The sequence below is a fragment of the Paractinoplanes atraurantiacus genome (assembly GCF_900215205.1).
GTDB lineage: Bacteria > Actinomycetota > Actinomycetes > Mycobacteriales > Micromonosporaceae > Actinoplanes > Actinoplanes atraurantiacus.
In genome coordinates, this window is the sequence record NZ_OBDY01000016.1 from 115,272 (window position 1) to 137,030 (window position 21,759).

A 21,759-nucleotide genomic window follows, 5' to 3' on the forward strand; every position below is an offset into this window, starting at 1 on the left:
GGTATCGATTCCACAAAAGGGCGCCGTCTCTACAGTGGATTCGCGCGGTACGACTCCCAGGTGCGCGCCACGAGCCGGAGGTCGTCACCGGTGAGCGCCTCGCCGGAACGGTCGAGGCGCTCGGCGTAGTACAGGGCCGGCACGCCCAGCCGCGCCTGCGCCTCGACGTAGGCGCGCCACTGGGCGCGATCGGCGATCGGCCACTGGTCGGTGTCGATCAAGTGGTCCGGGAGGCAGGCTCTCACCACCGCATGCCGGAAGGCCAGCTGATCGACGGCGGGCACCTCCGCCCCGGCCGGGTCGCGTTCGAGGATGTCGTTGAGCCTGATCATGTCGCTGACGTCGCCGAACCCCGGATGCGGAGCGTGGGTGACCACCAGCGCGCCCGGCTTGGCGCTCTTGGCCGCGCGGTGGATCGTCGCGAGCATCAGGTGCAGCAGCGCGATCCCCCACGGCGCGCCGGGCGGCGCGCCCGGCCGGCGCAGGGCCCGGCCGGACGGCGCCCGCTGGGTGAAGTCGATCTTGAAGCCGTCCGCGTCCAGCCCGTCCGGCCCCAGCAGCCGCCGGACGATCCCGGCCAGCCGGTCCCGATAGGCCGGACTGCCCGGATCGGCCGCGACGGGTGTGCCGGCCGGGTCGGTGACACACTCGTCCGCCGGCAGGCCGGCCGGATCCCAGGCCTTCCACCAGAGCAGCACCCGCTGACCGGCCGCGTGCCGCTCGGCGATCCACTCGCGCAGGCCGGGCCAGCGGCTCCCATCCGGTTCGCCGGTGCCGTACGCGAGCTGCCACCGATCGTCGACCACGACCGTGCCCGGGACGACACCGTGCCGCGCGAGCCGCGCCAGCCATCCGTCGTAGCGGTCCCGCCGCGACATCTCGAACGCCGTGGTCACGCCGGCCGGCACCACCGCCGGGCCCAGATCCCGCAGGTGATAGGGGTGCGAGGTGGGCTGCCCGGGAATCGGCGCGGCGGCGCACTGGGCACCCCAGCCGCAGAAGATCGGCTCCCGCCACCACGCGGGCCGCTCGCCCGGGTCCCGGGCCGGGGCGACGTCCTCCCGGTGGCGCTGCAGGGCCTGCCACGGGCCGGCGGCGCGGCGCAGCACCACGCGCGGCGTCTCGAAGACCCCGCCGGCCCTCGTCCGCCCTTCGTAGTCGGCCACCAGGAGGAAGCCGCCGTCGAGCGGGTCGTAGCGCAGCGCCGGGAACCGCAGATCCCGCACGTCGCCGGCCAGTCCCGCGCTCAGCACGCCGCCGCCCGGCCGCTGGAACACCAGGCACAGGGGCGGCGGCGAGAAGACGGCGTTCAGCCGCCCGGCGCAGGCGTCACCGACGATGCCGAGCGAGGCCGCGCTGTCCGCGGGGCGCTCGGCCCGCACCGGCTCGGCCGGCGTGGGCACGAAGAGGGTGGTGAACTCGATCGAGGACCGGAACACGCCGCAGGCGCCGTCGGGCAGCGTCGCCCGCCCGCCGAGCAGCCGGACCTCGCCGAGCGGGCCGGAGCCGCGGACCCGGGCCCGCACCTCGACCCTGTCCTCGAAGCAGCGGAACAGGACGCTCTTGGCCTCCCAGGCCGGCGACGCCATGGCGACGTCGAACTCGGCCACGCGAGGCCCCGCGGCGGCGTCGAGGGGTTCGGTGCGCAGGGTGACCCGGGGCCGGCCGTACGAGTCGTCCGGCGCGTCCGCCCGGTCCACCGAGGCGAGCAGGCTCAGCCGTGACCAGATCCGCCCGTCCGGGTCGGCCAGCACCGCGACCAGCTCCGGCACACGCACGTGCAGCACGTATTCGGCGGCGGTGACGGTCCAGGTGCCGTCGCCCTCGGTGATCCGCATGGTCCGGCGCTCAGCTCCCCGACCGGCCGCCGGCCGCGCCGACGAAACGCTCGAACATGGCGTCGTAGACGGCACCCCCGCCCGGCACGGGCTCGGACGGCACAGCCGGCAGGCTCCGGTGGCCGGCGCGGGCCAGGGCGAGGAGCGCCGCTCCGCTGGCGACCGTCTCCGGCTCGGACACCAGGCGCAGGCCGCCGGGAAGGGTGCGGGCCTTGACGCGTACCCAGGAAGGGTTGGCCGCGACCGGCCCGCCGAAGAGGAAGACCGCCGGGGACACCGGCTCGGCGGCGAGCCGGAGCTGCTCGGCCAGCATCCACCGCGTGTGCAGGCTGAGCCCTTCCAGCAGGGCCTTGGCCAGCAGAGCGGAGCGGTGCTCCGGCCGCCGGCCCACGACCCGCAGCCGCGCACCGGGATCGGGGGCGGGAGTCTGCCGGCCCGCGAGATAGGGCAGCACGATGACACCGGTCGGCTCGTTCCCGAGCGCCGGGACCGCGGCGAAGGGGTCCGCGCCCGCCGCCTCGTGCTCCCGCCACCAGGCGATCGCGGCGCCGGCGCTGGCCGAGCCGGCGAGCAGAGCCCGGTGGACGCCCTCGACGGTGACCACGGCGCTCATCCCGGCCCGGCCGGCGGCGACGGGATCCGGGTGAGCGCCGGCCACCGTCATGACGGCCTCGGCCGTGCCCACCGAGTCGGCGACGTCGCCCGGCGCGCGCACCCCGCACGCGTACGCGCCGACCTGATGATCGTGTCCCGCCACCACGACCGGCGTTCCCGCCCTCAGCCCGCAGGCCACGAACGCGGCGTCGCGCACCACGCCCGCGATCTCGCCGGGGGCGGCGACGGCCGGGAGTTGCGCGGGACGCAGGCCGACCTCGGCGAGCAGATCGGCGTCGAAGGTCCCGGCGAGCGGCTCCCCCGCCGCCGGCAGGCGGTAGGCCATGGTGCGCCCGGCGAGGGTGTGATCAGTGGCGAGCCGCCCGGTGAGCTGGAGACAGGCCAGGTCGGCCGCGCCCGACCACGCCGCCATCGCCTCCCACTCCGAAGGCCGGTGCGCGCGCAACCAGGCCAGCTTGGCCAGCGGCACCTTGGCGCTGGGCCGCACACCGGTGGCCCCGATCAGCTGTTCCCGCCCGAGCCGCCGGGCCAGGGCGTCCGCCGCCGCGCCCGCTTCCGGCTCGTGCCACCGCAGCCACGGCCCCAGCGGCTCCCCGGAAGCGTCCAGCGGCACCCCGGTCTCGGCCATCGAGGCGATGCCGACCGCGTCCGGAGCGGCGCGTCCGTCCAGCACCCGCCCGATCAGCCCGGCCAGCGTGCCCTTCAGCTCTCCCGGCTCCGGCGTGGGCGCCGACGCGACCGCCGGCACCCTCGGCGCCTGCCCGCCGGCGTCGACGAGCGCCACCTTGGTGTTGGTGGTCCCGATGTCGATGCCGAGCGCGTATGGCACGGCCTTATGAAGCGGCGCCGAGCTTGGCCCGGACCTCGTCCATGTCGAGCTCCTGGACCGCCGTGATGACCTTCTCCAGCGCGGCGCCGGGCAGGGCACCGGGCTCGGAGAAGACCATCACCCCGTCACGGAAGACCATCAGCGTCGGGATCGAGGAGATGCCGGCGATGGCCGACAGGCGCTCCTCGGCCTCGGTGTCCACCTTGGCGAAGGTGATGTCCGGGTGTTCGGTGCTGGCCTTCTCGTAGACCGGCGCGAAGCTGCGGCAGGGAGCGCACCAGTCGGCCCACCAGTCGACCAGCACGATGCCGTCGGTGGTCACCGTCTGCTGGAAGTTCTCTTTGGTCAGGTTCACCGTACTCATGTGTGGTCCCCTTTCGTGGCGCACCGGCGGAACGACGGCCCCGCCAAGGAAATTCCCACACTTTCAGCGGTCGGTCAGCTCCTTGGCCAGGTGGTCGACGACGGCCCGGGCGTCGTCCTCGATGCCGTTGATGAACGACGAGCGGCGGCGGCGGAGCATGGGCAGGCCCAGGGCGTAGAGGCCGGGGGCGCCGGCCACGCCGCCCTCGTGGCGCAGGCGGCCCTTCTCGTCGACGACCGGGACGTCGAGCCAGCTGTAGTCGGGGCGAAAACCGGTGGCCCAGACGATGGTGCTGATCTCGCCGCCGTGAAGGTCGAGCTTGAGGCGCGTCGATGCGGGCACGGCGGTCGGCTCGAAATCCTTTGAAGGAGACAGGCCGGCCCACGAGTCGAAGCCGGCCAGCAGGCGCTTCATCTTCAGGTCGGCCAGCGAGCAGACGTTGCGCAGGCCGCCCGAGAACAGGGCCACCCCGTCGCGGACGGCGGCCAGGCGGCCGACCAGCTCGACGCCCAGCCCGGTCAGCGTGTTCAGGTCGAGCGTGCTGCGATCAGGTGAGCCGATCAGCTGCGGTGAGGGCAGCCGGCGGGCCCGGTTCAGGTCGTCGATCTCGTCCCAGCGCTGGTCCCACACGCCGGAGGCGTCCATCCACCACAGGACGTCGCGGTCGCGGTGCAGCCGCGGGAGCCGGACGTGCTCGCCCACCGAAAGGACGACCGGGCGGCCCGACCGTTGCACCTCGGCCGCGAGCTGGACCCCGGTGGCCGAGGCGCCGACCACGAGCACGCCGCCCTCGGGCAGCTCGGACGGGCCGCGGTAGTCGAGCGGGGTCAGCTGCGTCAGGGACGCCGGCACCGCCGTACGGAAGGAAGGGGTTGTGGCGATGTTGCAAGCACCGCTGGCGATGACCAGGGACCGGCACTGAAGGTCGCCCTGACTGGTGGCGACGTGGTAGCCGTCGCCGGCCGGGCGCACGGAAAGCACCGACGTCTGGGACCGCACGGGCGCGTCGATGACGCGGGCGAAGCGCGACACGAGGGACGCGACCTCGCCCGACGTCATGTAGCCGTCCGGGTCCGGGCCGTCGTAGTCGAGGCCGGGCAGGCGGCTCAGCCAGTTCGGGGTGAGCAGCCGCAGCGAGTCCCAGCGCTCGCGCCGCCACGAGTTGGCCACCTCGCCCCGCTCGAGGACGACGTGATCGACCGACCGGCCGCTGAGGAAGTGGCTCGCCGCCAGGCCGGCATGACCGGCGCCGACGACGACCGTGGTGACGCTTTCGATGATTCGGCCCGCCTCAGGCGACCTCGACCGTGACGTTCGTGGGATTGGTCAAGGCGTCGTAGACCGCCGAGCGCTTCTGCGACTGGGCGACCAGCGCCTCGATCTCCTCCTTGGAGGCGTCGGCGTTGATGTTGAAGGTGACCTTGACGTCGTTGAAGCCGTTGCGGACGTCGCTGTCGGCGCCGAGGATGCCGCGGATGTCGTGGGCGCCCTCGACCGTCGACTCGATCGAGCGGACCTGGATGCCGCGGTTCTGCGCGACCGAGGCCACGCCGGCGGTGAGGCAGCTGGCCAGGCCGACGAGCAGGTATTCGATCGGGGTGATGCCGTTGTCCTCGGCCGCGAAGACCTCGGGGTGGTCGGCCGAGAAGACCGACTCCTTCTTGTGGGTCTGCTCCTGGCCGAGGCCGAAGAACTTCTGCACGGTGGCGGTGCTGTGCACGCCCTTCTCCCACTTGGAGGTGGCGCGCCAGGTGAACTGGGCGGCCTCGGGGGCGCCCTTGAGCGCCTCGCGCGCCTCGAGCAGCGCCTGCACGTTCACGCCGTTGTCGACTACCGTCATGATCTAAATGCCCCTTTCAATACAAAGCCCATAGGGATTCCCGACAAACATACTGGCCTGCGCAGACGGCGTATAGATAGCATCTCCCGCATGGTGAGGCCCTTGACAGTCGAAACACAGTTCCTTGATCTAGGAGGGTCTCTGCCGCTCGACAGCGGCCGCGAGCTGCGCGAGGTCCGGGTGGCGTACGAGACGTACGGCACCCTGTCCCCCGAGCGTGACAACGTCATTCTCGTCTGTCACGCCTTGAGTGGAGACGCTCACGCTGCCGGATATTCGACAACGGCGCCGGCCGCGAGCACCCGCGACGGCTTCGCCGCGGAGAGCCGCGACGGCTCCCAGGGCAAGGCCCTGGGCTGGTGGGACGGCATGATCGGGCCCGGTAAGGCGTTCGACACCGACCACTACTTCGTGGTGTCGACCAACCTGCTCGGCGGCTGCCGGGGCAGCACGGGCCCGTCGTCGGTAAACCCGGAGACCGGTAAGCCGTACGGGTCGGACTTTCCCGTCATCACCGTGGCCGACATGGTTCGGTGCCAGCGGGCGTTCCTCGACGAGCTCGGCATCGAGCGTCTCGCCTCGGTCGCCGGCGGCTCGCTGGGCGGCATGCAGGCCCTCCAATGGGCGGTGGACCACCCCGATCAGGTCGACTCGATCGTGGTCATCGCCTCCACGCACGGGCTGCACCCGCAGGGCATCGCCTGGAACGCCATCGCCCGCGAGTCGATCCGGCGCGACCCGGACTGGCAGGGCGGCCACTACTACGGCACCGGCCGCAAGCCCGACGCCGGCATGGGCGTGGCCCGCATGGTCGGCCACGTGACCTATCTGTCGGCGCCCGCCCTCGAGGACCGCTTCGCCCGGCGGCTCCAGTTCGCCGACGACGTCCGCTACACGATCGACCAGCCCGAGTTCGAGGTCGAGAGCTACCTCGACCATCAGGCGTCGTCGTTCGTGAAGCGGTTCGACGCGAACACCTACCTCTATCTCTCGCGGGCCTTGACCTATTTCGACCTCGCGCGGGGCAAGGGATCCCTGGCGGACGCTCTCGCCGGGGTCCGCGCCCGCACGCTGCTGATCGCCTTCACGTCGGACTGGCTTTATCCGCCGGCCGCCTCGGAGGAGATCGCCGCCGCGCTGCCCGGCGAGAAGGAACTGCACATCATCGACGCCCCGTACGGCCACGACTGCTTCCTGCTGGAGGAAGCCCGGCAGACCCCCATCGTCCGCCGATTCCTACTCGGAGATAAAGAAGAATGATCGAGGAAGCACACGAGTTCGGTTTCGAGACCCGGCAGCTGCACGCCGGGCAGCGGCCCGATCCCAACACGGGCGCCCGCGCGGTGCCGATCTTCCAGACGTCGAGCTACGTCTTCGAGGATCCGGAGTCGGCGGCCGCCTACTTCAATTTGCAGGAGTACGGCAACACGTACTCCCGGATCATGAACCCGACCACGGCCGTCTTCGAGGAGCGGGTGGCCAACCTCGAGGGCGGCTCGGGCGCGGTGGCGTTCTCCAGCGGCATCGCGGCCCAGGCCGGCGCCCTGTTCACCCTGCTCGAGCCGGGCGACCACGTGGTGGCGTCGTCGGCGCTCTACGGCGGCACGGTCAACCAGTTCAAGCATCTGCTGCGCAAGATGAAGGTGGAGCTGACCTGGGTCGACCCGGACGACCCGGACGCGTGGCGCAAGGCCGTGCAGGCCAACACCAAGGCGTTCTTCGGCGAGACCATCGGCAACCCGGGCGGCAACGTGCTCGACCTGGAGACGGTGGCGACCATCGCCCACGAGCACGACCTGCCGCTGATCGTGGACAACACGTTCGCCACGCCCTACCTGTGCCGCCCGATCGAGTGGGGCGCCGACATCGTCATCCACTCGGCGACCAAGTTCATCGGCGGTCACGGCACCAGCATCGGCGGCGTGGTGGTCGAGGCCGGCACGTTCAACTGGTCGAACGGCCGGTTCCCGGTGGTGGCCGACCCGTCGCCGGCCTATCACGGCCTGCAGTTCCACGAGACGTTCGGCGAGTACGGCTACCTGATGAAGCTGCGCGCCGAGACGCTGCGCGACCTGGGCGGCACCCTGTCGCCGTTCAACGCGTTCCTCTTCCTTCAGGGCCTGGAGACGTTGTCGCTGCGCATGGAGCGACACGTGCAGAACGCCTCGAAGGTCGCGGCGTTCCTGCAGGACCACCCGCTGGCCTCCAACGTCAGCTTCCCGGGCCTGCCCGGCAGCAAGTACGCCCCGCTGGTGGAGAAATACCTGCCCAAGGGCGCCGGAGCGGTGTTCTCCTTCGACGTGGCCGGCGGCCGCGACGGCGGCCAGGACCTGATCCGCGGCGTCACCCTCTGGTCCCACCTGGCCAACGTCGGCGACGCCAAGAGCCTGATCATCCACCCCGCCAGCACCACACACCGCCAGCTCAGCGACGACGAGCTGACCGCGGCCGGCGTCGGCCCGGGCACGGTGCGCCTGTCGGTGGGCACCGAATCCGTCGACGACCTGATCTGGGACCTGTCCCAGGCCTTCGAAGGGCTCAAGAAATGACCGACCTGGCGCAGTACCAGGACGTGAAAGACATCCAGCGGGTGCTGCACACGTCCAAGACGATCGCGATCGTCGGCCTGTCCAACAACCCGCTGCGGGCGAGCTACTTCGTCGGCTATTACATGAAGCGGCACGGCTACAAGGTCATCCCGGTCAACCCGCGCGAGCCCGAGATCCTGGGCGAGACCAGCTACCCGAGCCTGCGCGACGTCCCCGAGCCGGTCGACGTGGTGAACGTCTTCCGCGCCCCGAGCGCCGTCCCGCCGATCGCCTCCGACGCGGTGGCGATCGGCGCCAAGACCCTGTGGTGCCAGTTCGGCGTCATCAGCCCCGAGGGCGCACAGACCGCCACCGACGGCGGCCTGACCGTCATCATGGACCGCTGCTTGAAGGTCGAGCACGCCCGCTACGTGGGCCGCATGAACTGGCTCGGCTTCAACACCAAGAGAATCACCGCGGTCCGTACGGGATTGCAGTAGGCGATCTGATAGGGCCCGAAAGGTCAGGCCCGGGTCCGGCGCGCCGAAACAGAAGGGGTGACCGTCTCCGCCGAGCCCCTGCGCGCCCCCGACCGGCCGGCGCGAGGTCGCCGTCTGCGGCGGGTGGGGCTGGCGGCGATCGTCGTGCTGTTCGCGGTGGAGCTGGTCGTCGGGTGGCCGTCGTTGTCGTCGGCGGTGAGTCAGCTCAAGGCGCCGGACCCCAGGTGGCTTCTGGCCGCGCTCGTGGCCGAGCTCTTGGCCATGGGCGCGTACGCCCGCATGCAGCACACGCTGCTGCGCTCCGCCGGCCTTCGCGTGCCCATCCGGCACAACCTGCGCCTGGCCTACGCCGCCCATTCGCTCAACGAGACCCTTCCCGGCGGCCCCGCCTTCTCCACCAGCTTCAACTACCAGCAGATGCGCCGCTTCGGAGCCTCCTCCGCCGTGGCCTCCTGGGTCATCGCACTGTCCGGCATCCTGTCCACCACCGCCCTGGCCGTGGTCACCGCCGTCGGCGCCCTCGCCTCCGACGGCACGCCGCACTGGTACAGCCTCGCCGGTCTCGGCCTGGTCATCGTGCTGCTCGTCATCGGCGCCCGCCGGGTCAGCGACAACCCCGGCCTGGCCGACCCGGCCGTGCGGGCGGTGATGGCCGGCGTCAACCGCATCCGGCGCCGGCCGGCCGAGCAGGGGGTGGACGGGGTCCGCGGCTTCATCGCCCAGCTCGGCGCCGCGCGGCTGTCACCCGGGCGCGGACTCGTCGCCGCGGTCGCGGCCGTGCTCAACTGGGGGCTCGACGCCGCCTGCCTGTGGCTGTGCCTGCGGGCGGTCAGCGACGAGCCCATCAACGCCACCCAGGTCCTGCTCGCCTTCTGCGCCGGCATGGCCGCCGGCACCGTCACCATCGTTCCGGGCGGGCTCGGCATCATCGACAGCGCGCTGATCCTGGGTCTCGTCTCCGGCGGCATCGGCACGTCGACGGCGATCGCGGCGGTCGTCCTCTACCGCATCATCAGCTTCGGCTTCATCATCGGCATGGGCTGGATCTCCTGGCTCGTCATGCGCCGGCGCACCGCCGCACCGATCGCCGTGTGACGACTTCACGTTAAAGGTGACTTCCCGCGGGCGGTCGACTGTGCAGGATGAGAACGGATGCCAGCCGAGCCGAGGGAGCAGGAATCATGTGTACGCAAACGTTGAGCCGCCGCGCGGCCTTGTTCGGTGGGGCGGCCGCCGTCGCCTCGGTTGCGGTGGCCACGCCGGCCGCGGCGAGCGGGAGACGCGGACTGCTCGATCTCACCTATCCGCTGGGCCCCGCCTTTCCGGCCTTCTCGCCGGGCGAGGAGGCGGCGCTCCGGACGGTCGCGACCATCGCCGACGACGGCTACTACATGCAGGAGTGGACCACCGTCGAGCACATCGGCACTCATGTCGACGCGCCCGTGCACTTCACCGCCGGTGGACGTACGGCGCCTGAGCTGCGGCCGGATGAGCTGATCCGGCCGGCGGTGGTCGTCGACATCGCGCGGCGGGCGCGGCACGACGCCGACACCGTCGTGACCGTGGACGACCTGAGGGCGTACGAACGCCGCTATGGCCGTATCCCCGACGGCGCGGCCGTCCTCATGTATTCGGGGTGGGGCGCCAAGGCCGGCGACCCCAACGCCTATCGCGGCACCGACGCCCAGGGCACGCTGCACTTCCCCGGCTTCGGGCTCGACGCCTGCGAGTGGCTGCTGCGGCACCGCCGGATCCGCAGTCTCGGGGTGGACACGCTCAGCATCGATCCGGGGGTCTCGGAGAGCTTCGAGACGCATCTCGCGCTGACCGGGGCCGACCGTTACGGCGTCGAGAACCTGGCCAATCTCGACCGGCTTCCGCCCAGCGGGGCGACCGTTTTCGTGGGCCTGATCCCGTACGAGGAAGGCTCGGGCGGGCAGGCGCGCGTGATCGCGATGAGATAATTCCTACCAAGCCTAGAGGATATCGGCGGAAGCGCCTACGCTACCCAGCTGTATGCAGCCACATGCAGCTGGGAGCGCGCCGCATGACCAACGCCCGCGACACCGTCTACCGCGCCGTGCTCGACCGCCTGACCCACGGCCACTACCGCGACGGCTCCCCGCTCCTCCCGCAGCAGCTCAGCGACGAGTTCAACGTCTCGCGTACGCCCGTACGCGAGGCGCTCGCCCTGCTCGAGCAGGACGGCCTGCTCCTCTCCGGCAAGCGCGGCTTCGAGGTCCGCCCGCGCAGTGACCAGGAGATCCTGGACATCTTCGAGACCCGCGCCATTTTGGAGTCCTCGGCCGCCTACGCCGCCGCGACCCGGGCCACCCCGATCGACCTCGCCCGCCTGCAGGATCTGCACGACCGGTCGCAGGCCACCGACGACCCGGCCGAGATCCGGCGCGTCTTCAATCACTTCCACGACGCCGTACGCAATGCCGCGCACAACCGGACGATCACGGCCCTCCTTCGTACGATCGAAGCGCAGGTCAAGGTTTCCGCTCCTTGGACGACTCCGGGCGGCGCCCGCGAGTTCGGCCCCAGCTATGCCGAGCACGCCGCGATCCTCGATGCGATCCGGTCCGGCGACGCCGCGAGTGCCCGCACGGCCAGCCTCACCCACAGCGCCCACGACCGGGACACGCGCGTCAGTCAGTTGATCGTCCGGATGGCCGAGGACCTCACCGCGCCCGACTCCACCGCCGCCGGCTTCCTCGACCGCCAGAGGGGCTGACCCAGGAGAACACCGGCAAAAACAAGGACCAGACCCCCGATTTGCCGTACGGACAATGCCTCGTTCGCGATCGCGGTGCCGAGCAGCACCCCGGTCGCCGGGTTGAGCAGGCCGACCAGCCCGACCGTGCCCGCGCTCAGATGGCGCAACCCGGTGAACCAGGCCGCGAATGCGACCGCCGTCGCGATCACCGTGATGTACCCGAAGCCCAGCATCGCCGCCCCGTCCAGCGCCGGCGGCGCTCCTTCCAGGAGCATCGCGGCCGGCACGAGCATGGTCCCGCCCGCGATCAGCTGCCACGAGGTCAGCGAGAAGACGTCGATGCCGGCGCTCCACTTCTTGGCCAGGATGTAGCCGAACGACGACATGACCATGGCCGACACCGAGGCCAGCACGCCCCGCGCGTCGATCGCGACCGGCCCGGTGAACAGCATCAGGCAGACACCGAGCACCCCGACCGCCGCGCCCACCAGATGCGCACCCCTCGGCCGCTCCGACAGCGCCGCCCACGCGAAGAGCATCAGCACCACCGGCGACGTCGCCATGATGGTCGAGGCGATGCTGGTCGGCAGGGTCTGCGCCGCCAGGTAGACCAGCGCGAAGAACGCACCCATGTTGAGCGTGCCCAGCACGAGCGACTTCCACCACCACGATCCCGACGGCAACTTCCGGCGTACGAGCAGCAGCAACAGTCCCGCCGGCAGCGCCCGGATGACCGCGCCGTAGAGCGGATAGCCGGCCGGCAGATACCGGTGGGTCACGAAGTAGGTGGTCCCCCACGCGATCGGCGCGAGCGCCGTGATGACCGTCCATCGCCAAGTAGCTTCCACGGAAGGTACTATAGCTTCCATGGAAGCTACCGACCACGTAGCCCGGATCCAGCAGGCCTGGGCCCGCGAGCGCCCCGACCTCGACGTCACCCCGCAGGGCGTGATCGGCCGCCTGCACCGGGTCGCCGGCCACCTCACCGACCAGCTCACGGTCGTCTACCGCCGCTACGGCCTGGGCGAGGGCGACTTCGACGTGCTGGCCGCCCTGCGCCGCGCCGGTGCCCCGTTCGAGCGCGCCCCCGGCGAGCTGGCCGCACACACGATGGTCACCACCGGTGCCATGACCAAGCGCATCGACCGCCTGGAGCGCGACGGCCTGGTCACCCGCCGCCCCAGCACCACCGACGGCCGGGGCCGCGTGGTGGCCCTGACCGACGCCGGCCGCACCTCGATCGACCAGGCTTTCACCGACCACATGCGCAACGAGCGCCGCCTGCTCGACGAGCTCTCCCCCGCCGACGCCGCCGCCCTGGAGGCCATCCTGACCCGCTGGCTGGCCCGCCTCGAGACCCCTTAGCCCCGTTGCGCGGCATGCGAGACGAGCGTTCGGCCGGCCCGCGCCGGCGCCGGTGTGGCAGCTTGATCCCATGGCACGCGTCTTCATCACCGGCTCGGCCGACGGCCTGGGCCGCGCCGCCGCCGAGACCCTGCTCGCCGAGGGTCACGAGGTCATCGTCCACGCGCGCAGCGCCGAACGGCTGACCGCGGTCAAGCACCTGCCCGGCGTCACCGGCGACCTGGCCGACCTCGGCGAGACCCGGGCCGTGGCCGAGCAGGTCAACGCCCTGGGCCGCCCCGACGTGGTGATCCACAACGCCGGCGTCTACCGGGACGCGCAGGTCATGCCGGTCAACGTCGTCGCCCCGTACGTCCTCACCGCCCTCATCGACGGCCCCGGCCGTCTGATCTACCTCACCAGCGGCATGCATCGCGGCGGCCGCCCCGACGTCCGCGCCCTGCGTGACGGCTCGTACTCCGACAGCAAGCTCTTCGTCACCACCCTGGCCCTCGCGATGGCCCGCCTGCGGCCCGGCATCCTCAGCAACGCCGTCGACCCGGGCTGGGTGCCGACCCGCATGGGCGGTCCCGGCGCGCCCGACGACCTGCGCCTCGGCCACCTCACGCAGGAGTGGCTGGCCACCAGCGACGACCCGGCCGCCCTGACCACCGGCGGCTACTGGTACCACCAGCAGCGGCACGACCCCCATCCCAGCGCCGCCGACCCCGGCTTCCAGGACAGGCTGCTCGCAGCGCTGGCCGACCTCACCGGCACACCGCTGCCCTGACCCCGCTCAGGCCATCTCCATGGAGCGGCGGATCGCCCGCTGCACCTGGTGGAAGACGCGGTCGTCGCGGCTGGCGTAGACGACGACCTCGGCGCCGTGATGCTTCGCGTGGATCTCCCACGTGCGCGTGCGCCGGCCCAGCGCGCCCCAGACGCAGATGACCGCGACGACGTCGATGATCGCCGCGGTGACCCACATCGTCGTGCTGTCGGCGTAGGCCGCCGCGCCGGTCGCGACGACGGCGACCAGCACGCTGACTCCCGCCAGCACGCGGGCGCCGGCGCTCGCCGGCGGCGGGGCCGCGCGGACGATGCCGAGCTCGCGCAGCTCACGGCGCGGGAACGAGCGCACCGGCTCGGTCAGCCAGACGATGTGGTCGCTCGTGACGACGGCATCAGGGCCCCGGTAGTAGATTCTCGTCACGGCGGCCACCCCCACCGAAGCGTATGCATCCACGCCCTTGATCGCAGCGCTCGGTCAGCGAAGCGACTTCCGGGCGCCGCAGTCGGCGAGCCAGCGGACCAGTTGCCGGTGGACGGCGTCGGCCCCGTAGAGCATCGTCTCGCCCGGCTCGAGCTCCAGCGGCCAGTCGGCCGGATGCACCAGCACGGCCTCGTTCTGCCAGCCGCCGAGGCCACCGTGACAGCCCACCAGTTCCTCGAAGGCGTGCACTTCCCGGGTGCGCTCGTCCAGCGTCGAGTGGACGTACACATCAGGCGCGTTGTCCATCGCCGCCACCCGCGCCAGGTCCCGCGCGGCCCGGGGCCCGAACGGCGCGAGGGGATCGGTGCCTTCGATCAAACCCTCTTCCAGCACGTGTACGCCCTCACGTCCGACCGCCAAGGGCCCACGTGCGCTGTCCACAACCAGGAACCCGATTCCGGGTTCGCCCAGCAGCCCAGGGATCAGCCCCGGGAAGAGCCGCCCCAGCTCCTCGATCGGCACCCGGCCCGTCCGCCGCGGGAACCAGACCAGCCCGAGGTTGCCCGACCCGACCACGACCAGCTCGGGCCGGTCGCCGTCGGGCGCGGCGCCGTGGCCGGGGTTGGGACCGAGCTTCGATTTGCCGAGCAGTTCGGTGAGCATCGCGTTGAGCGGCCCCCACGCCTCCGCGTCCCGGGTGTCGGCCAGCGTGGACGCCTTGCCGGCGCCGGTGTGCTCCCGCACCGCGTCCTCCAGGGCCCGCCCGCTGAGCTGCCGGAACGTGGCGCCCTGGCTCTGGCCGTGGTCGGAGAGCACCACGAAGCGGTACGGCCGGGGCGCCGCGTCCGCGACCTGTTCCAGCGTGGCCAGGACCCCGTCGAGCCCGGCCAGGGCGGCCAGCGACTCCGGCCGCAGCACGCCGGCGTGGTGGGCGATCTCGTCGTAGTCGACGAAGTCCACGAAGATGACCGGCGCCGCCGCCATCATGTGCTCGGCCACCAGGGCCACGTTCAGGTCGCGGAGCAGCACGTTCGTCAGGCCGCGCAACGCCACGTACGACCCGTGTCTCGAGACCCTCGGCTCGATGCCGCGCAGGCGCTGCTGCCGGCCCTGGTACAACTCCTTGACCATCTCCCCGATGGTCCGCACGAGCGCCCGCACCAGCACGAACGGGCTGGCGAAGAAGCGTACGTAGGCCTTGCCCGGCCCGAGCCCGAAGCTGCTGCCGGCCCGGCTCATCACCACGTGCGCGGTCGGCGCGTCCCCGCTGAACATGTTCGAGATGCTGACGCCGCCCTCGGCCAGCAACCCTCTACCGTCGGAGAGCCGGGCCTCGACGGCGGCCGCGTCGGCCGGCCGGTTGGCCACGAAGAGCCGGCCCGCCTCCTTGTCGTACCAGCGGAACGCCGGGATCCCGTCGTTGGTGCCGTGCAGCAGCCCGGCCTGGCCGGCCGGCGTGGTCGACGGCACCCGGGCCCACCAGCGCGCCGCGTCGTGCGAGCCGGAACGGATCCACCGCGACAGGGTCGGCAGCGTCCCGGCCGCCGTGCCCACCTCCAGCACCGGGAACGGCAGCCCGTCGATCTGCACGATCACGACGCCCTCGCCGCCACCCCCGGCGGGCGAGCGGCGGCGCACCCGCCCCCGGTGGATCAGGTCCGCGACCAGGTACGAGCTGTCGTTGACCCCGGCCAGCCAGCGGGTCACGGCCAGCACGACCGACACGATCAGCAGCGTCCAGGCGGCCGTGCCCCAGCCCGAGACGGTCACGCCGGGCACCACCACCAGCGCCGCCTCCACCACCGCGACCTGGGCCGCGATGCCGAGCAGCAGCGAGATGACCGCGCCGACCCGCCCGGCCAGCACCCGCAGCACGGGCAGGACCACCGCGTCCACGAGGCCGAGCACCGTGGCGATCAGCAGAGCCAGCCACGACGACGAGAACGCCAGCCCGTCGAGCACCGCCGCCGCCACCAGCAGCGCCACCGCCGTCGGCACGAGCCCCAGCACGGCGTCCCGCACGTCCCGCCCACCCGCGCGCAGACCCATCCGACGATCTTACGAAAGAACACTCCAAGTCATGGCGCAGACACTATGCGTAGCTGATCGACCGATGCATTCCGGCCCGGCCCCACGTAGGAAGTGAGCACGGGGAGACACCGCCATGAGCTGAGGGGGCCGACGGTGCCCGGAACGTTTCTCGCACATCTGTCGCCGGACGAACGTGCGGGCCTGCTGGCCGCCGGCGCCCGGCGGCGGCACCGCGCCGGCACGACGCTGCTCCACCACGGCGACCCGTCCCGGCACGTGCTGGTCATCGAGACCGGTTGGGTCAAGATCACGATGACCGGCCGGCACGGCTGGGAGGCGCTGCTCGCCGTGCGCGGTCCGGGCGACGTCATCGGCGAACTCTCCGCGGTGGACGCCGAGCCCCGGATGGCCACGGTCACCAGCCTGACCGAGCTGACCGTGGTCGTCCTGCCGGCCGAGAGCTTCGAACGCCACCTGCGCGACCACTGGCCGGTCGCTCGCGCGCTGATCCGCCACCTCGGCGCTCATCTGCGGGAGTCCGACCGGCGCCGCGCCCAGCACGGGCAGAGCAACGGCGACGCCCGGCTGGCCGCCATGCTGCACGAGTTGCTCACCCGGCACGGGGTGCCGGCCGCGGACGGTGTGCTGATCGACCTGCCGCTGTCGCAGAAGGAGCTGGCCTCAGCGGTCGGCGTCTCCCGCGAGGTCGCGGCCCGCACCATGCGGCTGCTGCGCGAACGGCAGATCGTGACCACCCACCGCCGCCGCATCGTCGTACGGCGGCCGGACCTGCTGGCCTCGCTCGCGCGTTCTGTGTCGATGTCGGCAGAGGGGAGGTAACGAATGGCGGCGCGTGTGCAGGCCGGCCGCCGGACGCTGAACCCAGCGCATCCCCGGACTCAGGAGCGATGATGACGACAACCCCCTCCACCCCCGTCCCGGCGCCCGCCGTGCGTCTCGCCGAGCGCCTGCTCGGCGAGGTGCGCGAGGAGGTACGCCGGGCCGATGCCAAAGCGACGCAGTGGGTCGCCGCCCTGGGCGCGGCGACGGTCACCGTGCCGGCGTGGTGGAACGCCGACCGGACCGAGCCCTGGCTCATCGCGGCCGCCGCCACGTGTGCGGCCGCCGCGTTCGCCGCCCTGGCCTTGGCCCTGCTCCCCCGCACGGCCGGCGCCGGCGATCCCCGCCTCGTGGCCTACTTCGGGCACATCGACCACATCGGCGACCCCCGCGCGGTCCGCCGCCATCTCGAGGCGACCGCCGCCGACAACATGCCTGCACTGGTCACCCAGCTGTGCCGGCTCAGCCGGCTCGCGGTGCTCAAGTACCGGTGCGTGCGGATCGGCACCCTGTTCGGGGCCTCGGCCGGGGCCCTCGTCCTGTTCACCGTGTTCTGATCGTGGAGGTGAAGGGTGGAAGGTCGCCAGAGATACCACGACGGCACCTTCCTGGCCGGGCTGTCCGACCAGGAGCGCATCGGGCTGTTCCGCCTGGGCAAGCGCAAGGACTTCCTCAACGGCAGCTACGTGCTGCGCCAGCAGGACCGTGGCCGCGACGTCTTCGTGGTGCTGCACGGCCGCGTCGAGATCTTCATGCTCGACCGGCGCCGCCGTCCCCAGCGCATCGCGGTGCGCGTGCCGGGCGACGTGCTGGGCGAGATGGCGTATGTGGACGGCCGGCACCGCTCGGCCTCGGTGATCGCGGCCGGCCTGGTCGTCACGCACAGCCTTCCCGCCGCCTCGTTCGACCGCTACCTGCGCGAGTTTCCCAGCGCCTACCGCCACCTGACCCGCACCCTCATCGACCGCCTGCGCGCCGCGGACAACCGTCAGGTCGAGATCGGCTCCGACGTGGAGTCGCGGCTGGCCGCCGCCCTCTACCACCTAGCCACGCAGGGTAACGACCAGAACGGTGCTCACGTCGTACGCCGCACCCAGCGCGAGCTGGGTCAGATGATCGGTGCCTCAACCGTCTCGGTCCACCGAGCCCTCCGCAAACTCGCTGGTCGCGACTGTGTCCGCACGGAATATCGCGAAATCGTCGTCCTCGACCTGGACAGCCTGGCGTCGGCTGCCGGCACCCGCACAACTATGCATCGCCTGATGTAGATCAGTTGGCGACCCCCGTACCGGTAACTCACAGTGGAGAACACCCTCATAGTGATCAAGGTGGATATCGATGAATGACAACCTGCCTCTCCCCGGTATCGTGATCAACTCGGATGTCGTCGGTTCGAGCGCGGGAGATCCTCCCCGGCAAGCCGAACTCGGGCGCGCCGTGGAAACGGTGATCGCCGAGGCCGTCGAGAGGTCGTCGTCCTCCTCGCGCTGGATCCGCAGCTACCGCGGCGACGGTGAGGTGACCGTCGCTCCGCCCGACGTTCCGGCGGCGTGGCTGCTGTGGGACTTCTTGAACACCATCCACTCCTCCGCGGCCGCCTACAACCGCAACAAGAAGCACGACGCCGAGGTGGATCACCGGCTGCGGCTGCGGATCGGTATGGCCGGCGGGGACGTGTTGATCGAAGACGGCGTGGACCGGGCCGGCGACCCGTTCGTTCTCGCCGCCCGCCTGCAGAGCTCGGCGGCCGCCCGCGAGGCGACAGAAGCGCTCCCGGACGCGCCCGTGGTAGCTGTCATCTCCGACGACATTTACCAGCGCGTGGTCCCGTACGGCGCCAACGGCCTCCAGCCCACCAACTTTCGTGCGGTCGCCGTCGACGTCAACGGCAGGGCCGGCACGGCCTGGCTGTACGTCCCCCATTCGTACCCGCCGCACGTGGCCGCCACCTCGGCCCGCCCCTCGGCGCCACCGGCTCCGAAGCCCGCGCCGCCCGCCGCCTCGAAATACGGCGTCCAGGTGAACGACTCCTCGGGCGTCCAGATCGGCGACAACGGCCAGATGTGGGTGGGCCGCCGTGACTGATGAGACACCGCCCCAGCCGCCATCGGCCCAACCCGCCGCGCCGGAGCCACAGCCACAACCGGAAGCCCAGGTGCCACCGCAGCCGGCGGAGGCGGAGCCTCGCGCGCCGGAGAGCGACGAAATCAAGAGGAACCTCGACGACTTCGTCCACCGGGACACGGCGCCCGAGACCGGGCCGGCTCGGCCGGACACGAGCTGGGAACACGGAAAAGACGGGGCCGACCTCGGCCCGGACCGAAGCTACCGGGTGAAGACCGACGGCGGGTACACCACCATCGGCGACAACGCACGCACCTACGTCTACAACCTCCGCAACGGCCGCGAAGTCGCGATCGTGCGCTACCAGCGCAGCCCGGACTGGTTCACCCGCGCCGACGAGGTCTTCGTCCGGCCCGGCAACTACCAGCATTGCTACGACACCCTCACCGAACACCGACTGCTCTACCTGTGCGGCCCGCCGGGAAGCGGCCGGCGGCTGTTCGCAGAGATGCTGCTGAGGCGCGCCGCCGGTCCCGACCGGGTCTGCGGTCTCCAGGTCAGCCAGACGGACCTGCGCCTGACCGCCCTGGCCGGGGAGACCGACCTGCTCGCCGACTACAAAGCTTTCGGCGTCGTCCTGGAACTGGCCTCGCCCGGCCCGGTGGAGCCGGCCACCTTGGCCGCGCTGGCCGGCATCGCCACGCAGGCGGAAGCGTTCATGGTCGTTCTCGGCGAGCCGGGCGCCGATCTGGATCAGCCGCTCTACCCGTACGACGCGGCGATAGAACCGGCCTCAGCGCAGGAGGTCTTTCGCAGGCATCTGCTCTACGAACTGCGGAAGCGGGCCGAGCGCGGCGACTCCTCCGCCGCTGATCCGACGGAACTCGTCCGCCGGTGCCGCGAACATGAGGAGGTCAAGAAGCGGCTTACCGCCGATCCGCTGCCGGGTGCGGTCGCCGACCTGGCTCGGGCGCTGGCCGCCTGGGACGGCACCGACGCCGCCCTGAAGCCTGCCCTGAACCGGATTCGGGCCCGGGTCCGGGAACTGGCCGCGCGCCTGGTGAAGGGCGACGGCAAGACCGTCGAGTCACCACCGACACCGCGGCGGCAGGCGGTGCAGATCGCGCACGCCGCATTCGACGGACATCCCTTGACTGACGTGTTCGAAGCCGGACAGCTCCTGTTCGCGATTCTGGACCATCAAGCGAGCGGCGGCGCCGACCGGAGCCGGGCTCTCTTCGACGCCGACGTCGACCACATGCTGCGGCTGCCCGACGGCACCGTGCTGACCCGGCTGAAGTCCACGGACAATCCGCGCCGTGTCTATTTTGTGGACCCTGGGTTCGCGGCCGAGGTGCTCGACGTGGTCTGGAACGACTTCGACAGCGTCCGCTTGCCGCTTCTGTTCTGGCTGCACCGGTTGGTGGAGGACGAGCGTCCAGCGCTCAAGCGGCGTGCCGCCTATACAGCAGGCGCACTGGCCACCCGGGATTTCGACGAGGTTCTGCGTCTGCTGATCAGGCCGTGGGCACGCTCCGGAAGCGGTGTCCAACGACAGGCGGCGGCTTGGGCGATAGATGCGCTGGCCGACGAGGGTCGTTTGCTGTGGCGGGTTCGGGCCCTGGTCCGCGACTGGACGCGCAGCCGCAGTCCCCAGCTCCATGACTCGGCGGCGCGCGCCTACGGCACCTCGCTCGGTGCCGCGCTGCCCGAGGACGCGCTTGCCGACCTGCACGTGCTGGCCAGCCGCAATGATCTCAACGGAAGCGCGTCGGTGGCTTACGCGATGAAGTTCCTCTATTCCTGCGCCCCGGAGCCGACCGGCGCCGCACTGCTCAGCTGGAACACCGACCGCTTCTACCGAGTACGGGTGCACGCCGCCCGTTCGCTGATCATCCTGGCCCAGTTCGCCGCCCCGGCGCCCCGGCAGCAGTGGCCGATTCTCCTCGCCGACTTGGAACCGCAAGATCTGGCGGACCTGTGGCGGGGCGCGCTCGCCGGCCCGACGACCATGCGTCGCGCTTGGAACGAGTTGGGGATCTGGATGCGCTGCGCGGACGTGGACGCCGAGATCGCGGCCCGCGTCGTGGAACTCGGCCGCTTGATCGTCGCGGACTGGCCCTATCTCGATGACCGGGGCCGCTTTTACCTCCGGCAGTGGCGACAGAACTGCGCCACAGCCGCCCAGATCTACGACATGCTTCCCGGAGACCGACCATGAACAGCGAACGCCCGCCCCGTAAGTCAGTTTTCCAGCGCATCAGAGACTGGTTCCGGGGAGAGCCGCCGGCCGTCCCTGAACAGATCAGCTACCGGCCACCGGGCCAGCCGGCCTCGATCGCCGCGATGTGCCGTGGCGACGTTCACGAGTTCACCGTGAGCGTGGAGCACGAGTGGACCGGCGACAACGTGCTGTTCGACGAGGTCGTCCGGATGGCGGAGAAATACCATCCCAGCGTCGAGGACGAGCACCGCCGCCGGGTATGGCAGATCGCCCGGAACTACGGGCCTCACGAAGCGGCCGAGACCGAGCGGGTGATCCAGCGTGATCTGGGCACCACCTGCTACCCCGCCGGCGCCGGGCAGGTCCGCTGCACGTCGTACTTCCGGGTCACACCCGACCCGCGTGTCCGCGAGCATCTCAACCAGTACGTCCTTCGGGAGGTGGACGCCGACAGCGAGGCGGAGCTCGCCCGGCAGCGAGTACGGCTGGCCCGGGAGCTGACCCTCAAGTGGTCGGGACTTCTCACCGAACTCGGCGTGAGCCCGGTGAAGCTGAGTGCCGCCGCGCTGGCCGATCCACGCTTCTCGGCCGAAGTGGACCGGCTGGCCGGCCAGCGCCGGCTCCTCGGCCAGGAACTGGCGGAGCTGCTGGCCAATGCCGCCAAGGACCACGGGCAACTCGGCATGTACGAGATCGCGGAGTTCTACGCCTCGTTGGTGGCGGACTACCAGAGCCAGATGGAGAAGGAGGATCGCGAGTTCATCAGTAAGGTGATGAACACCGAACCGCCGGAGTTGGCGCGATGAC

The 21,759-nt window shown here is 71.4% G+C and carries 22 protein-coding genes; 14 read left to right on the forward strand and 8 right to left on the reverse strand.

The window, feature by feature from the left end; all coding sequences use genetic code 11:
- Positions 1 to 29: 29 nt before the first annotated feature.
- The 5 genes from CRP55_RS30400 to CRP55_RS30420 form a co-directional block, all read right to left on the reverse strand.
- Positions 30 to 1,838, reverse strand: coding sequence for a hypothetical protein (locus CRP55_RS30400; RefSeq protein WP_097324095.1), 1,809 nt, complete (start codon positions 1,836 to 1,838; stop codon positions 30 to 32).
- Between the two features lie 10 nt (positions 1,839 to 1,848).
- Complete coding sequence (locus CRP55_RS30405; protein ID WP_097324098.1) at positions 1,849 to 3,282, reverse strand: FGGY-family carbohydrate kinase; 1,434 nt, start codon at positions 3,280 to 3,282, stop codon at positions 1,849 to 1,851.
- Between the two features lie 4 nt (positions 3,283 to 3,286).
- Complete coding sequence (trxA, locus tag CRP55_RS30410; RefSeq protein WP_097324101.1) at positions 3,287 to 3,646, reverse strand: thioredoxin; 360 nt, start codon at positions 3,644 to 3,646, stop codon at positions 3,287 to 3,289.
- A gap of 63 nt (positions 3,647 to 3,709) precedes the next feature.
- Positions 3,710 to 4,969, reverse strand: coding sequence for an NAD(P)-binding domain-containing protein (locus CRP55_RS30415; RefSeq protein ID WP_342751588.1), 1,260 nt, complete (start codon positions 4,967 to 4,969; stop codon positions 3,710 to 3,712).
- Complete coding sequence (locus tag CRP55_RS30420) at positions 4,938 to 5,486, reverse strand: OsmC family protein (protein ID WP_097324106.1); 549 nt, start codon at positions 5,484 to 5,486, stop codon at positions 4,938 to 4,940. The genes CRP55_RS30415 and CRP55_RS30420 overlap by 32 nt, the downstream gene beginning before the upstream one ends.
- A gap of 102 nt (positions 5,487 to 5,588) precedes the next feature.
- Between CRP55_RS30420 and metX the strand changes: the two genes are divergently transcribed.
- From metX to CRP55_RS30450, 6 genes are all read left to right on the forward strand, one after another.
- Complete coding sequence (gene metX / locus CRP55_RS30425) at positions 5,589 to 6,746, forward strand: homoserine O-acetyltransferase MetX (protein ID WP_245923486.1); 1,158 nt, start codon at positions 5,589 to 5,591, stop codon at positions 6,744 to 6,746.
- Positions 6,743 to 8,035, forward strand: coding sequence for an O-acetylhomoserine aminocarboxypropyltransferase/cysteine synthase family protein (locus CRP55_RS30430; RefSeq protein ID WP_097324112.1), 1,293 nt, complete (start codon positions 6,743 to 6,745; stop codon positions 8,033 to 8,035). Before metX ends, CRP55_RS30430 begins: the two co-directional genes overlap by 4 nt.
- Positions 8,032 to 8,514, forward strand: a complete 483-nt coding sequence (locus tag CRP55_RS30435) for a CoA-binding protein (protein ID WP_097324115.1) — start codon at positions 8,032 to 8,034, stop codon at positions 8,512 to 8,514. Before CRP55_RS30430 ends, CRP55_RS30435 begins: the two co-directional genes overlap by 4 nt.
- A gap of 57 nt (positions 8,515 to 8,571) precedes the next feature.
- Positions 8,572 to 9,609 (forward strand): lysylphosphatidylglycerol synthase transmembrane domain-containing protein, encoded by a 1,038-nt coding sequence (locus CRP55_RS30440; protein ID WP_097324118.1) that lies wholly within the window; start codon positions 8,572 to 8,574, stop codon positions 9,607 to 9,609.
- Between the two features lie 86 nt (positions 9,610 to 9,695).
- Complete coding sequence (locus tag CRP55_RS30445; RefSeq protein ID WP_097324121.1) at positions 9,696 to 10,478, forward strand: cyclase family protein; 783 nt, start codon at positions 9,696 to 9,698, stop codon at positions 10,476 to 10,478.
- A 62-nt stretch (positions 10,479 to 10,540) separates the two neighbouring features.
- On the forward strand, positions 10,541 to 11,254 hold the full coding sequence (locus CRP55_RS30450) for a GntR family transcriptional regulator (RefSeq protein WP_218854737.1): 714 nt from the start codon (positions 10,541 to 10,543) through the stop codon (positions 11,252 to 11,254).
- Here the strand turns inward: CRP55_RS30450 and CRP55_RS30455 are convergent.
- Complete coding sequence (locus CRP55_RS30455; protein WP_097324124.1) at positions 11,173 to 12,084, reverse strand: DMT family transporter; 912 nt, start codon at positions 12,082 to 12,084, stop codon at positions 11,173 to 11,175. The genes CRP55_RS30450 and CRP55_RS30455 overlap by 82 nt on opposite strands.
- A 19-nt stretch (positions 12,085 to 12,103) precedes the next feature.
- On the opposite strand from CRP55_RS30455, the gene CRP55_RS30460 reads away from it, so the two are divergent.
- Both CRP55_RS30460 and CRP55_RS30465 read left to right on the forward strand, forming a co-directional pair.
- Positions 12,104 to 12,601 (forward strand): MarR family winged helix-turn-helix transcriptional regulator, encoded by a 498-nt coding sequence (locus CRP55_RS30460; protein ID WP_097324127.1) that lies wholly within the window; start codon positions 12,104 to 12,106, stop codon positions 12,599 to 12,601.
- Positions 12,602 to 12,671: 70 nt separating this feature from the next.
- Positions 12,672 to 13,370, forward strand: a complete 699-nt coding sequence (locus CRP55_RS30465; protein ID WP_097324340.1) for an SDR family NAD(P)-dependent oxidoreductase — start codon at positions 12,672 to 12,674, stop codon at positions 13,368 to 13,370.
- A gap of 6 nt (positions 13,371 to 13,376) precedes the next feature.
- On the opposite strand, the gene CRP55_RS30470 is transcribed toward CRP55_RS30465, so the two are convergent.
- Positions 13,377 to 13,793 carry a DUF6232 family protein gene (locus CRP55_RS30470; RefSeq protein ID WP_143235005.1) on the reverse strand — a complete coding sequence of 139 codons (417 nt, stop codon included), beginning with the start codon at positions 13,791 to 13,793 and terminating at the stop codon, positions 13,377 to 13,379.
- Positions 13,794 to 13,847: 54 nt separating this feature from the next.
- Positions 13,848 to 15,842, reverse strand: coding sequence for an alkaline phosphatase family protein (locus CRP55_RS30475; protein WP_097324132.1), 1,995 nt, complete (start codon positions 15,840 to 15,842; stop codon positions 13,848 to 13,850).
- A 135-nt stretch (positions 15,843 to 15,977) separates the two neighbouring features.
- On the opposite strand from CRP55_RS30475, the gene CRP55_RS30480 reads away from it, so the two are divergent.
- From CRP55_RS30480 to CRP55_RS30505, 6 genes are all read left to right on the forward strand, one after another.
- Entirely contained in the window at positions 15,978 to 16,664 is a 687-nt protein-coding gene (locus tag CRP55_RS30480; RefSeq protein ID WP_245923487.1) for a Crp/Fnr family transcriptional regulator, read from the forward strand.
- 71 nt (positions 16,665 to 16,735) lie between these two features.
- A complete protein-coding gene (locus tag CRP55_RS30485; RefSeq protein ID WP_143235007.1) occupies positions 16,736 to 17,221 on the forward strand; it encodes a Pycsar system effector family protein in 486 nt (161 codons plus the stop codon).
- A 15-nt stretch (positions 17,222 to 17,236) separates the two neighbouring features.
- A complete protein-coding gene (locus CRP55_RS30490; protein WP_097324137.1) occupies positions 17,237 to 17,932 on the forward strand; it encodes a Crp/Fnr family transcriptional regulator in 696 nt (231 codons plus the stop codon).
- Positions 17,933 to 18,002: 70 nt separating this feature from the next.
- Complete coding sequence (locus CRP55_RS30495) at positions 18,003 to 18,749, forward strand: RIP homotypic interaction motif-containing protein (protein ID WP_097324140.1); 747 nt, start codon at positions 18,003 to 18,005, stop codon at positions 18,747 to 18,749.
- Between the two features lie 70 nt (positions 18,750 to 18,819).
- A complete protein-coding gene (locus CRP55_RS30500; RefSeq protein ID WP_097324143.1) occupies positions 18,820 to 20,949 on the forward strand; it encodes a hypothetical protein in 2,130 nt (709 codons plus the stop codon).
- Entirely contained in the window at positions 20,946 to 21,758 is an 813-nt protein-coding gene (locus tag CRP55_RS30505) for a hypothetical protein (RefSeq protein WP_097324145.1), read from the forward strand. Before CRP55_RS30500 ends, CRP55_RS30505 begins: the two co-directional genes overlap by 4 nt.
- Position 21,759 lies beyond the last annotated feature (1 nt).

Excerpts from the sequence above, each read along its gene's own strand:
- CRP55_RS30450 (WP_218854737.1), top strand. The coding sequence starts at position 10,541 with ATGCAGCTGGGAGCGCGCCGCATGACCAACGCCCGCGACACCGTCTAC.
- CRP55_RS30495 (WP_097324140.1), top strand. The coding sequence starts at position 18,003 with ATGAATGACAACCTGCCTCTCCCCGGTATCGTGATCAACTCGGATGTC.
- CRP55_RS30435 (WP_097324115.1), top strand. The coding sequence starts at position 8,032 with ATGACCGACCTGGCGCAGTACCAGGACGTGAAAGACATCCAGCGGGTG.
- CRP55_RS30430 (WP_097324112.1), top strand. The coding sequence starts at position 6,743 with ATGATCGAGGAAGCACACGAGTTCGGTTTCGAGACCCGGCAGCTGCAC.
- CRP55_RS30485 (WP_143235007.1), top strand. The coding sequence starts at position 16,736 with ATGACGACAACCCCCTCCACCCCCGTCCCGGCGCCCGCCGTGCGTCTC.
- CRP55_RS30420 (WP_097324106.1), bottom strand. The coding sequence starts at position 5,486 with ATGACGGTAGTCGACAACGGCGTGAACGTGCAGGCGCTGCTCGAGGCG.
- CRP55_RS30445 (WP_097324121.1), top strand. The coding sequence starts at position 9,696 with ATGTGTACGCAAACGTTGAGCCGCCGCGCGGCCTTGTTCGGTGGGGCG.
- CRP55_RS30505 (WP_097324145.1), top strand. The coding sequence starts at position 20,946 with ATGAACAGCGAACGCCCGCCCCGTAAGTCAGTTTTCCAGCGCATCAGA.
- CRP55_RS30460 (WP_097324127.1), top strand. The coding sequence starts at position 12,104 with ATGGAAGCTACCGACCACGTAGCCCGGATCCAGCAGGCCTGGGCCCGC.
- CRP55_RS30465 (WP_097324340.1), top strand. The coding sequence starts at position 12,672 with ATGGCACGCGTCTTCATCACCGGCTCGGCCGACGGCCTGGGCCGCGCC.
- trxA (WP_097324101.1), bottom strand. The coding sequence starts at position 3,646 with ATGAGTACGGTGAACCTGACCAAAGAGAACTTCCAGCAGACGGTGACC.
- CRP55_RS30475 (WP_097324132.1), bottom strand. The coding sequence starts at position 15,842 with ATGGGTCTGCGCGCGGGTGGGCGGGACGTGCGGGACGCCGTGCTGGGG.
- CRP55_RS30400 (WP_097324095.1), bottom strand. The coding sequence starts at position 1,838 with ATGCGGATCACCGAGGGCGACGGCACCTGGACCGTCACCGCCGCCGAA.